This window comes from Pseudomonas sp. LARHCG127, assembly GCF_052871455.1.
On the sequence record NZ_JBIXJT010000004.1, the window covers coordinates 305,045 to 317,402 of the forward strand.

Below are 12,358 nucleotides of genomic sequence, written 5' to 3' on the forward strand. Positions count from 1 at the left end.
GCTTGGGCCGGCCGGTTGTCTATTCGCGCCTACCTTAAGGGAGAGGCGCGTTCAGGTCGAGATTAAAAATTCGGGTCGAGATCAGGGGCTTTCCGCTTTCAACAGTCGCCCCTGGCCGTCAACGGTATTGGAGGAAGACGTTGTCTTTGCCGAACTGGTCACGCAAGGCTTGAATCAACGCATCCGCCGGATCGATCCGCCAGCCTTCGCCGAACTGCAGCACGGCCTTGGCATCGGGGCGTACGTACTCCATGGTAATCGGGCAAGCACCGCGATGGCGCTTGAACAACTCGCCCAACCAGCGAAGCTGATCACCCTTCAGATCCTGGGTCTGCAACTTCAGGCGCAGGCTCTCGGCCAGGTTGGTGCGGGCATCCTCCATGCTCATCACCCGCTTGACCCGCAGCCGCAGGCCACCGGAGAAGTCATCGTTACTGACCTCGCCTTCCACCACCACCATCGCGTCGGTCTGCAACAACGACTGCGCCGAATGGAACGCATCGGCGAACAGTGACGCCTCGATACGCCCGGAGCGGTCGTCGAGGGTAATGAAGCCCATCTTGTCGCCCTTTTTGTTCTTCATTACCCGCAGGGCGATGATCATGCCGGCGACGGTCTGGGTGTCGCGCGCCGGCTTGAGGTCAATGATGCGCTGGCGGGCGAAACGGCGGATCTCGCCTTCGTATTCGTCGATCGGGTGACCGGTCAGGTACAGGCCCAAGGTGTCTTTTTCACCCTTGAGACGTTCCTTGAGCGTCAGCTCCTTGGCCTTGCGATGGTTGCCGTAGACATCGGCGTCCTCCTCGACGAACAGCCCGCCAAACAGGTCGGCGTGGCCGCTGTCGTGGGTGCGGGCGGTCTGTTCGGCGGCCTTGATCGCTTCTTCCATCGCCGCCAGCAGCACCGCGCGGTTGCGGTCGATGTTGGCCTGGTAGGCCTTCGGCTCATCGTGAAAGTAAGGGCCCAGCCGGTCCAGGGCGCCACTGCGGATCAAACCGTCGAGGGTGCGTTTGTTGATGCGTTTGAGGTCAACCCGCGCGCAGAAATCGAACAGATCCTTGAACGGCCCATCCTGGCGCGCTTCGGTGATGGCTTCCACCGGCCCCTCGCCCACGCCCTTGATCGCGCCGAGGCCATAGATGATCCGGCCCTCGTCGTTCACCGTGAACTTGAACTCCGAAGCGTTCACGTCCGGCGCGTCGAGGCGCAGCTTCATGGTCCGCACTTCTTCGATCAAGGTCACGACCTTGTCGGTGTTGTGCATATCCGCCGACAGTACCGCCGCCATGAACGGCGCCGGGTAATGCGCTTTCAGCCACGCGGTCTGGTACGACACCAGGCCATAGGCGGCGGAGTGGGATTTGTTGAAGCCGTAGCCGGCGAATTTTTCCACCAGGTCGAAAATGTTACCGGCCAGGTCAGGGTCGATGCCGTTGGTCGCGCAACCTTCAATGAAACCGCCGCGCTGCTTGGCCATTTCCTCGGGCTTTTTCTTACCCATGGCCCGGCGCAGCATGTCCGCGCCGCCGAGGGTGTAACCGGCCATGACCTGGGCAATCTGCATCACCTGTTCCTGATACAGGATGATGCCGTAGGTCGGTGCCAATACCGGTTTCAAGCCTTCGTACTGATAATCCGAGTGCGGGTAGGCCAGCTCGGCGCGACCGTGCTTACGGTTGATGAAGTCATCCACCATGCCCGATTGCAACGGGCCCGGACGGAACAGGGCCACCAGTGCGATCAGGTCTTCCAGGCAGTCGGGCTTGAGCTTTTTGATCAGCTCCTTCATGCCCCGGGATTCAAGCTGGAACACCGCCGTGGTTTCGGCTTTTTGCAGCAGGCTGTAGGTCGGTTTGTCATCCAGCGGGATGAAGGCAATGTCCAACGGTTCTTCGCCGACCTTGGCCCGGTCGCGGTTGATGGTCTTCAGCGCCCAGTCAATGATCGTCAAGGTCCGCAGGCCGAGGAAGTCGAACTTCACCAGGCCTGCCGCCTCGACGTCGTCCTTGTCGAACTGGGTCACCAGGCCGTCGCCTTCTTCGTCGCAATAGATCGGCGAGAAGTCCGTCAGCTTCGTCGGCGCGATCACCACGCCACCGGCGTGCTTACCGACGTTACGCACCACGCCTTCGAGCTTGCGGGCCATCTCCCAGATTTCCGCGGCCTCTTCGTCGACCTTGATGAAGTCCCGCAGGATTTCTTCCTGCTCGTAGGCTTTCTCCAGGGTCATGCCGACTTCGAACGGGATCATCTTCGACAGGCGATCCGCCAGGCCGTAGGACTTGCCCTGCACCCGCGCCACGTCACGCACCACCGCCTTGGCGGCCATGGAACCGAAGGTGATGATCTGGCTCACCGCGTTGCGGCCGTACTTCTCGGCCACGTAGTCGATCACGCGGTCGCGACCGTCCATGCAGAAGTCGACGTCGAAGTCGGGCATGGAGACCCGTTCCGGGTTGAGGAAACGTTCGAACAGCAGGTCATATTCCAGCGGGTCGAGGTCGGTGATCTTTTGCACGTAGGCCACCAGGGACCCGGCACCCGATCCACGGCCAGGACCCACCGGCACGCCGTTGTTCTTGGCCCACTGGATGAAGTCCATCACGATCAGGAAGTAACCGGGGAAGCCCATCTGGATGATGATATCCAGTTCGAAATTCAACCGATCGACATAGACCTGGCGCTTGGCTTCGTAGTCTTCGGTGGTGTCCTTGGGCAACAGGACGCTAAGGCGCTCTTCGAGACCGTCGAAGGACACCTTGCGGAAATATTCATCGATGGTCATGCCATCGGGAATCGGGAAGTTGGGCAGGAAGTGCTTGCCCAGCTTCACTTCGATGTTGCAGCGCTTGGCGATCTCGACGGTGTTTTCCAGCGCCTCGGGCAGGTCGCTGAACAACTCGGCCATTTCCTCGGCGCTCTTGAGGTATTGCTGATTGCTGTAGTTCTTTGACCGACGCGGGTCGTCGAGGGCGCGGCCCTCTCCGATGCAAACCCGTGTTTCGTGGGCTTCGAAATCTTCCTGCTTGATGAACCGCACATCGTTGGTCGCCACCAGCGGCGCGCCGATCTTGTCGGCCAGGGCCACGGCGGCGTGCAGGTGTTCTTCGTCATTGGGGCGGTTGGTGCGCTGCACTTCGATGTAGAAGCGATCCGGGAACACCGCCATCCAGTCGCGGGCCAGGGTCTCGGCTTCCTCGGGGTTGCCGCTGAGCAGGGCCAGGCCGATTTCACCTTCCTTGGCCGCGGACAGCATAATCAGCCCTTCGCTGGCCTCGGCCACCCACTCGCGCTCGATGATGATCGAGCCGTTGCGCTGGCCGTCGATAAAGCCGCGGGAGATCAACTCGGTGAGGTTGCGATAACCAAGGGCGTTCATCACCAACAGGCTGATCCGGCTCAGCGGCGCGTCCGGGTCCTTGTTTGACAGCCACAGGTCCGCGCCACAGATCGGCTTGATCCCGGCGCCCATGGCAGCCTTGTAGAACTTGACCAGCGAACACATGTTGTTCTGGTCGGTGACCGCCACGGCAGGCATGTTCATGCCCACCAGGGTCTTGACCAGGGGCTTGATCCGCACCAGACCGTCGACCAGGGAGTATTCAGTGTGCAGGCGTAGATGAACGAATGAAGCCGGCATAGTGATCCTGCGTTAAGTCATGAAAACAACAAGGCCCGGATTGTACCGGGCCTTGGGTAAAACATCAGCCAGCAACCCATTCTCTTGAGGATTGAACCCGTGGCGAGGGAGCTTGCTCCCGCTTGGGTGCGAAGCGCCCATAAGAAGGGGGGCGGCGGCGCCGCCCACCGGGGGCAAGCGCCCGCGCCACGATCAGGTGAACCCCTCGCTTTCGATCAACCCATCACGGGCCTCATAAGCCAGCCTAACCGGGGCAAACGATCGCCGATGAATAGGCGTTGGCCCAAGGCGCGCCAGGGCTTCGAGGTGCACGGGGGTCGGGTAGCCCTTGTGGCTGCCGATGCCGTAGCCCGGGTAGATCAACTCGAAGGCGCTCATTTCCCGGTCACGGCTGACCTTGGCCAGGATCGAGGCCGCGGCGATGGCCGGTACTTTGCCGTCGCCCTGGATCACCGCTTCGGCGCGCATCGACAGTTTCGGGCAGCGATTGCCATCGATCATCGCCAGCTTCGGCGTGATATGCAGCCCTTGCACGGCACGCTGCATGGCGAGCATGGTGGCGTGCAGGATATTGAGTTCATCGATTTCTTCGACTTCGGCCCGGGCGATGCACCAGCTCAGGGCCTTCTCGCAGATTTCGTCATAGAGCTTTTCGCGACGAGCCTCCGTGAGTTTCTTCGAATCGTTCAGGCCGAGGATTGGCCGCTTCGGGTCGAGAATCACCGCCGCCGTCACCACCGCGCCACACAAAGGGCCGCGCCCCACCTCATCGACACCGGCCACCAGCTCTTCCACTTCGGCGACCAGGTTGAAGTCCAGGCCCATCTGTAGCTTTACGTTGCTCATGGTTTTGCGCCAATCAGGGTCAGTACCGCGTCAGCCGCCTGGTTGGAGGCATCGCGACGCAGGGTACGATGGATTTCGTCAAAGCCCCGGGTCTGTTCCTCGCCGCCATCGATCAAGGGCAACAGCGTAGTGGCCAGCGCCTCGGCGGTCGCATCGTCTTGCAGCAGTTCCGGCACCAACAGACGCTGGGCCAGCAGGTTCGGCAAGGAGACGTAGGGGCTCTTGACCATGCGCTTGAGAATCCAGAATGTCAGCGGTGCCAAGCGATAGGCAACCACCATCGGGCGTTTGAACAGCAACGCCTCAAGGGTAGCCGTACCGGAGGCAATCAACACGGCGTCACAGGCCGCCAGTGCGTCATGGGAGCGACCGTCGAGCAACGTCACCGGCAAATCGCGACCGTCCAACAGGGCTTCCAGTTGGACGCGACGCTGCGCACTGGCACACGGCAGGACAAACCGCACACCGGGGCGCAGCGCCAAGAGGCGTTCAGCGGCGTCGAAGAACAAGCCACCCAGGCGACTCACTTCGCCGCCCCGACTGCCGGGCATCAAGGCCACCAGCGGTCCTTCGAGCAGGCCCAACGCCTGGCGAGCGGCCTCGCGGTCGGCTTCCAGGGGAATGGTGTCGGCCAAGGTGTGCCCGACAAACCGCACCGGCACGCCCTTTTCTTCGTAGAACCGAGCTTCGAACGGCAGCAGCGTCAGCATCAGGTCGCAGCCTTCGCGGATCTTCAGCACGCGCTTCTGCCGCCAGGCCCAGACCGACGGGCTGACGTAGTGCACGGTCTTGATCCCGGCCTGACGCAACTTGAGCTCGATGTTGAGGGTGAAATCCGGCGCATCGATGCCGATGAACACATCCGGTTTTTCGTCGATCAAGGTCTGGATCAGCTTCTTGCGTCGAGCCAGCAGCTCACGCAGGCGACCGAGCACTTCCACCAGGCCCATCACCGACAGGCGCTCCATCGGGAAATAGGAGGTCAGGCCCTCGGCCTGCATCAACGGCCCGCCGACGCCGATGAACTCCACCGCGGGGTGCTGCGCCTTGAGCGCTCGCATCAGACCCGCGCCCAGAATGTCACCGGAAGCCTCTCCCGCCACCAGTGCAACGCGCACGTTAGCCATGGTCAGCGAGTGATGCCGCGGGTCGAAGACTGGATGGAATCGCGGAAAATCGCGACTTCCGGGTGCTGTGCCGAAGCCTCGGCCAGTTCGGCGAGCGCCTGCTCGACGGTCAGGCCCTGGCGGTACACCACTTTGTAGGCACGGCGCAGCGCGGTAATCGCCTCTTCGCTGAAACCCCGACGGCGCATGCCTTCGAAGTTCATGCTGCGGGCTTCGGCCGGATTGCCGAACACCGTGACATAGGCCGGGACATCCTTGCCGATGGCGGTGCCCATGCCAGAAAAGCTGTGGGCGCCGATATGGCAATACTGGTGCACCAGGGTGAACCCGGACAGGATTGCCCAATCGTCCACGTGCACATGACCGGCCAACGCGGTGTTGTTGACCAGGATGCAATGGTTGCCAATCACGCTGTCGTGGCCGATATGTGCGTAAGCCATGATCAGGTTGTGGTCGCCCAGGGTCGTTTCGGAACGGTCCTGGACAGTGCCACGGTGAATCGTCACGCCTTCGCGGATCACGTTGTGATCGCCAATGACCAGGCGGGTTTCTTCACCTTTGTACTTGAGATCGGGCGTGTCCTCGCCTACCGAGGAAAACTGGTAGATGCGATTGTGACGACCAATCCGGGTCGGTCCCTTGAGAATTACGTGGGGACCGATCACCGTACCCTCGCCGATTTCCACACCTGCGCCGATAATCGACCACGGGCCGACCTCGACATCGGCGGCCAGGACGGCCGTCGGATCGATGATTGCGCGAGGGTCAATCAAACTCATAGTTTGCGTTCCGCACAGATGATTTCAGCGGAGCAGACTGGCTTGCCGTCGACCGAAGCCTGGCATTCGAATTTCCAGATCTGGCGCTTGCAGCTGATGAACTTGGCTTCGAGGATCAATTGATCGCCCGGAGTGACCGGCTGGCGGAAGCGCAGCTTGTCGGAACCGACGAAGTAGTAGAGCGTGCCGTCGGCAGGCTTTACGTCGAGCATTTTGAAACCAAGGATCCCGGCAGCCTGGGCCATCGCCTCGATGATCAATACGCCCGGCATGATTGGGTGCGCGGGGAAGTGACCATTGAAGAACGGCTCGTTGATGCTGACATTCTTATAGGCGCGAATGCGCTTGCCTTCAACGTCCAGGTCCACCACCCGATCCACCAGCAGGAACGGGTAACGGTGAGGCAGGTATTCGCGAATCTCGTTGATGTCCATCATTTCGGGGGGAAGCCTATGTAAAGATTGGGAGCGCACGAGTGACGCGCACTCCGCTAGCAAATCAAGATGCCCTAACGGCTGTGCACACTTGATATGGAAATGGTATCAGCCATCTGATGAAGCATTACCGCCAGGGGTCACGTCCCCTACACGCTTTTCCACCTGCTTGAGGCGCCGCGCGATGTCGTCGAGCTGGCGGATACGCGCCGCGCTCTTGCGCCATTCGGCTGCCGGCTGCATGGCTGTGCCGGAAGAATAGGCACCCGGCTCGGTAATCGAGTGGGTCACCATGGTCATCCCGGTCAGGAACACGTTGTCACAGATATCGATATGGCCCACCAGGCCTACGCCACCGGCGAGCATGCAATGCTTGCCGATCTTGGTGCTGCCGGAGATGCCCACGCAGGCGGCCATGGCGGTGTGGTCACCGACCTGGACGTTGTGGGCAATCTGGATCTGGTTGTCGAGCTTGACGCCATTGCCGATGACCGTGTCGGCCAAGGCACCGCGGTCGATCGCAGTGTTGACGCCGATCTCCACGTCATCGCCAATGGTGACACCGCCGATCTGGGCGATCTTCTGCCAGATGCCCTTCTCGTTGGCAAAACCGAACCCTTCACCGCCCAGCACGGCACCGGACTGGATCACCACCCGTTTGCCGATGCGAACGTCGTGATACAGGGTGACCCGTGGCGCCAGCCAGCCGCCTTCGCCGATCTCGCTGCGCGCACCAATGACACAATGGGCGCCCAGCGTGACGCCAGCGCCGATTCTAGCCGCGCTTTCGATGACCACGAACGGGCCGACGCTGGCCGTGGGGTCAACCACGGCATCTGCGGCGATCACTGCGCTGGGATGAATACCGGCGGCCGATGTCGGCTTGGGATCGAACAGATGGGAAATGCGGGCATACGCCAGGTACGGGTCGGGCACGATCAAGGCATCGCCGGCAAAACCATCGGCATCGGCAGCCTTGAGCAACAACGCAGCCGCCCGGCAGTCAGCCAGATACTTGCGGTACTGGGGATTTGCCAGAAAGCTCAACTGAGCTGGGCCAGCCTCTTGCAAAGTGGCTAGCCCAGTAATTGCCTTCTCCGGGTCGCCACGCAGGGTGGCGCCGAGGAACTCGGCCAACTGGCCGAGCTTGATAGTCGCTGTCATGGATTACTTCAGCTGATTCATGCGCTCGATCACTTGGCGCGTGATGTCGTATTGAGGCTTGACATCGATCACTGCGCCACGCTCGAAGACCAGGTCAAAACCACCTTTCTTGATGACTTCTTCCACAGCGCTGTCGAGTTTCGGCTTGAGTTGCTTGAGCATTTCGCGGTCGGCAACAGCTTTCGCTTCGTTCAGCTCCTTGGATTGGAACTGGAAGTCACGGGCCTTTTGCTTGAACTCAAGCTCCAGACGTTCGCGCTCACCCTGGGCCATCTTGTCGCCACCGGCGACCAGACGGTCCTGGATACCCTTGGCGCTGCTTTCCAGGCCCTTGAGCTTGGTCAGTTGCGGACCGAACTTTTTCTCGGCATCCACGGCGTATTTCTTCGCCGCGTCGGATTCCAGCAGGGCCATCTGATAATTCAGCACGGCAATCTTCATGTCGGCAAAAGCCGGACCGGCAACCAGTACGGTCGCCAGGAGAACCAATTGAGTCAACTTACGCACGATGCACTCCTACAAAATCCATTGTCGTTATCTTGGGCCGGACGCTTAGAACGTCTGGCCGAGGGAGAATTGGAACACTTGGGTTTCAGCGTCATCCGGTTTCTTGATCGGCATCGCCAACGCGAAGCTCAAGGGACCCAGTGCGGTGACCCAGGTCACGCCCACACCGACGGAGCTGGCCAGGTTGCTCAGACTGATGTCGTTGCACTCTGCGTTGGATGACGTGCCATTGTTGTTGGTAGGTTTATCGCAACTGGAGTCGAATACGTTACCCACGTCCCAGAATACCGAGGTACGCAGAGAGCGCTGATCCTTGACGAACGGCATGGGGAACAGCAATTCAACCCCGCCCTGAATCAGGACGTTACCACCGAATGGCAGCGGATCCTGATCCGGGTCCCGGATGGTCCCCTGGTTGCCAGTCTCAGCTGCACCGCGACTCGGCGTACTGCGCGGGCCCAAGGTACTGTCCTTGAAGCCACGTACCGAGTTGAAACCACCGGCGTAGTAGTTCTCGTAGAACGGCAGGCCGTCGGTCGAACCGTAGCCATCGCCATAACCAAGCTCGGTGTGCAGGCGCATGGTGTAGTTGTCAGACAGCGGCTGGAACAATTGGCCGCGGTAGTCGAGCTTGAAGAACGACAAGTCGCTGCCAGGCGTGGTGGTTTCCAATACCAGGCTCTGGGAACGACCACGGGTTGCCAGCACACCCTTGTTCAAGGTCGACTCGGACCAACCAACAGACGCTTTGAAGTTCAGGTACTTGTCGCCTTCCTTCTCGACGAAATCGAAGATCTCGTCAACGGTATAGCGGCCGGTGCTGATCTCGTCCTGCTGGGCGGTGAGGCCGAACGTAAGACGCGAAGTCTCGCTGATTGGATAACCCACGTTGACGCCGGCACCCAAGCTGTCTACTGCATAGCTGGAGACATCGGAATCGAGTTCGTCATAGTCGGTGGTGCGGTAGAAGGCGTTGTAGCCCAGGCTCACGCCGTCAGCAGTCCAGTAGGGGTCCACGAAACCGAAGTTGTAGCGGGTCTGGTATTCGCTGCGGGTCAAGCCGATGCTGACCTTGTTACCGGTACCCAGGAAGTTGTTCTGGGTGATCGAGCCACCGAGGATCAGGCCGGCGCTCTGGGCGAAACCAACGCTGGCGGTGATCGAGCCGGAAGCCTGCTCTTCGACGCTGTAGTTCACATCGACCTGGTCATCGACGCCCGGCACGGCCGGGGTCTCGACGTTGACTTCCTTGAAGAAGCCCAGGCGCTCGAGACGGGTCTTGGACTGGTCGATCAGGTAGGTCGACGCCCAGCCACCTTCCATCTGGCGCATTTCACGGCGCAGCACTTCGTCCTCGGACTTGGTGTTGCCACGGAAGTTGATGCGGTTGACGTAGGCACGCTTGCCCGGGTCCACGGCGAAGGTGATGTCGACGGTATGGTCTTCATCGTGCGGCTGCGGCACGCCGCTGACGTTGGCGAAGGTGTAGCCCTCGTTACCCAGGCGGCGGGTGATCAGCTCGGACGTGGTGGTCATCAGCTTGCGCGAGAACACCTGGCCCTTCTGCACCAGCAACAGCGACTTGACCTGGTCCTCGGGAACCTTCAGGTCACCGCTGAGCTTGACGTCACGAACGGTGTACTTCTCGCCTTCGTTGACGTTGACGGTGATGTAGACGTGCTTCTTGTCCGGGGTGATGGACACCTGGGTCGAAGCGATGTCCATGTTGATGTAGCCACGGTCCAGGTAGTAGGAACGCAGGCGCTCCAGGTCACCGGAGAGTTTTTCACGGGCGTACTTGTCGTCGTTCTTGAAGAACGACAGCCAGTTGGTGGTCTTGAGTTCGAACAGGTCGATCAGGTCTTCATCCGGGAAAACCGTGTTGCCCACCACGTTGATGTGCTGGATGGCCGCCACGGTGCCTTCGTTGATGTTGACCTTCAGGCCGACGCGGTTGCGCGGCTGCGGCACCACTTCGGTGTCGACGGTGGCCGAGTAGCGGCCCTGGGCGACGTACTGGCGTTGCAGCTCGTTACGCACGCCTTCGAGGGTGGCGCGCTGGAAGATCTCGCCTTCGGCCAGGCCGGACTGCTTGAGGCCTTTCATCAGGTCTTCAGTGGAGATCGCCTTGTTGCCTTCGATCTCGATACTGGCGACCGACGGGCGCTCGACTACCGTGATGACCAGGACATTGCCGTCACGGCCCAGCTGGATATCTTGAAAGAAGCCGGTCTTGAACAGCGCACGCGTGGATTCCACCAGGCGCCGATCATCCGCCTGCTCGCCGACGTTCAACGGCAAGGCACCAAAGACGCTACCCGCGGAAACCCGCTGGAGGCCGTTGACGCGAATATCAGAGATAGTGAAGGACTCGGCGTGAACTTCGGCGATCATCAATACGGTGAGAACCGCAGTTAGCAGCAGACGTTTCATGAAGTCCTTTCTTATTCCAACTGGCAATAAACAAACTGCCGCAAAATGCGGCAGATTCGCAATTCAGCGAAGCGTTACAGACGACCCAGATCGTTGACGAGGGCAAGCAACATGACCCCGACCACCAAGCTGATACCGATCTGTATCCCCCAACCTTGCACCCGATCCGACAAGGGACGACCACGCGCCCACTCGATCAGATAAAACAGCAGATGCCCCCCATCCAGTACCGGGATGGGCAGCAAATTCAGAACCCCCAGGCTAATGCTCAGATAAGCAAGGAAATTCAGGAAATCAGCGACGCCCGACTGGGCAGAAGCGCCCGCCACTTTAGCAATGGTTATCGGTCCACTCAAGTTTTTTACCGAGAGCTCGCCGAACAACATTTTCTTGAGCGAGTCCAGCGTCAGGATGCTCATGGTCCAAGTACGACGCGCACCCTCGCCAATCGCCGCCACAGGGCCGAAACTGACCTCGCGGATCATTTCCGGCGGCCAGTCGACCGCCTTGACGCCCGCCCCCAGGTAACCGGTCGGCGCCTTGCTTTCGCCACGGGCGGCCAGGGTCACCGGGACGTCGATTGGAGCACCGTCGCGCTCGATGCGCAGCAAAATCTTGGTATCAGGACGTACACGAACCGAATCGACCACCTGCTGCCAGTCGCTGACCGGCTGGCCATCGAGGGCCAGCAACCGATCGCCGGTCTTCAGGCCTGCAGCCTGGGCCGGGCCTTTCGGGTCGAGCTCGGCGAGAACCGGCGGCAACGCCGGACGCCAAGGCTTGATTCCCAGTGAACGGATCGGATCCGGCTCGTCGGCGCCCTTGAGCCAGTTGTCCAGGATCAGTTCGCGCGGCGAATCCACCGTGGAACCCTGCTCGCGCACCATTAACTGCAACGAACCGCTCTCACCCAGGCGACGTACCAGCTGCAGGTTGACCGCTGCCCAGCCCGATGTCTGCTCGCCATCGATCGCGACGATTTCCTGCCCGGCACCCAGCCCGGCACGAGCGGCAACGCTGCCAGCCTCTACGCCACCGATGACCGGACGCACCTGCTCGCTACCCAGCATCGCAAGACCCCAGAAAAACACCAGGGCCAGCAGGAAGTTGGCAATCGGTCCCGCCGCGACGATGGCGATACGCTGGCGGACGGTCTTGCGATTGAAGGATTGGTCGAGCTGATCGGCCGGGACTTCGCCTTCGCGCTCGTCGAGCATCTTGACGTAGCCGCCCAACGGAATGGCCGCCACGACGAACTCGGTGCCTTGCTTGTCGTGCCAACGCAGCAATGGCATGCCAAAGCCCACGGAAAAACGCAGGACCTTGACGCCACAGCGACGCGCGACCCAGAAATGACCGAATTCGTGAAAGGTGACCAACACCCCCAGCGCAACCAGGGTGCCGACAATCATATAGAGCGCGCTCATC

At 60.8% G+C, this 12,358-nt stretch carries 9 protein-coding genes; all 9 read right to left on the reverse strand.

Features of this window, described 5'->3' with window-relative positions; all coding sequences use genetic code 11:
* Window positions 1-118 precede the first annotated feature (118 nt).
* Window positions 119-3,640, reverse strand: a complete 3,522-nt coding sequence (gene dnaE / locus ACIPQ1_RS09655) for a DNA polymerase III subunit alpha (protein ID WP_250965426.1) — start codon at window positions 3,638-3,640, stop codon at window positions 119-121.
* 192 nt (window positions 3,641-3,832) lie between these two features.
* Window positions 3,833-4,486, reverse strand: coding sequence for a ribonuclease HII (rnhB, locus tag ACIPQ1_RS09660; RefSeq protein WP_250965423.1), 654 nt, complete (start codon window positions 4,484-4,486; stop codon window positions 3,833-3,835).
* On the reverse strand, window positions 4,483-5,613 hold the full coding sequence (gene lpxB / locus ACIPQ1_RS09665) for a lipid-A-disaccharide synthase (RefSeq protein WP_411386609.1): 1,131 nt from the start codon (window positions 5,611-5,613) through the stop codon (window positions 4,483-4,485). The genes rnhB and lpxB overlap by 4 nt, the downstream gene beginning before the upstream one ends.
* Window positions 5,614-5,615: 2 nt before the next feature.
* On the reverse strand, window positions 5,616-6,392 hold the full coding sequence (lpxA, locus tag ACIPQ1_RS09670) for an acyl-ACP--UDP-N-acetylglucosamine O-acyltransferase (RefSeq protein WP_186705503.1): 777 nt from the start codon (window positions 6,390-6,392) through the stop codon (window positions 5,616-5,618).
* Window positions 6,389-6,829, reverse strand: a complete 441-nt coding sequence (fabZ, locus tag ACIPQ1_RS09675; protein ID WP_003184897.1) for a 3-hydroxyacyl-ACP dehydratase FabZ — start codon at window positions 6,827-6,829, stop codon at window positions 6,389-6,391. The genes lpxA and fabZ overlap by 4 nt, the downstream gene beginning before the upstream one ends.
* 105 nt (window positions 6,830-6,934) lie before the next feature.
* Window positions 6,935-7,990, reverse strand: coding sequence for a UDP-3-O-(3-hydroxymyristoyl)glucosamine N-acyltransferase (gene lpxD, locus ACIPQ1_RS09680; protein ID WP_186705502.1), 1,056 nt, complete (start codon window positions 7,988-7,990; stop codon window positions 6,935-6,937).
* Between the two features lie 3 nt (window positions 7,991-7,993).
* A complete protein-coding gene (locus tag ACIPQ1_RS09685; RefSeq protein WP_003184901.1) occupies window positions 7,994-8,497 on the reverse strand; it encodes an OmpH family outer membrane protein in 504 nt (167 codons plus the stop codon).
* A gap of 45 nt (window positions 8,498-8,542) precedes the next feature.
* Window positions 8,543-10,930 carry an outer membrane protein assembly factor BamA gene (gene bamA, locus ACIPQ1_RS09690; RefSeq protein WP_446534013.1) on the reverse strand — a complete coding sequence of 796 codons (2,388 nt, stop codon included), beginning with the start codon at window positions 10,928-10,930 and terminating at the stop codon, window positions 8,543-8,545.
* A gap of 74 nt (window positions 10,931-11,004) precedes the next feature.
* Window positions 11,005-12,357, reverse strand: coding sequence for a sigma E protease regulator RseP (rseP, locus tag ACIPQ1_RS09695; protein ID WP_446534014.1), 1,353 nt, complete (start codon window positions 12,355-12,357; stop codon window positions 11,005-11,007).
* Window position 12,358 lies beyond the last annotated feature (1 nt).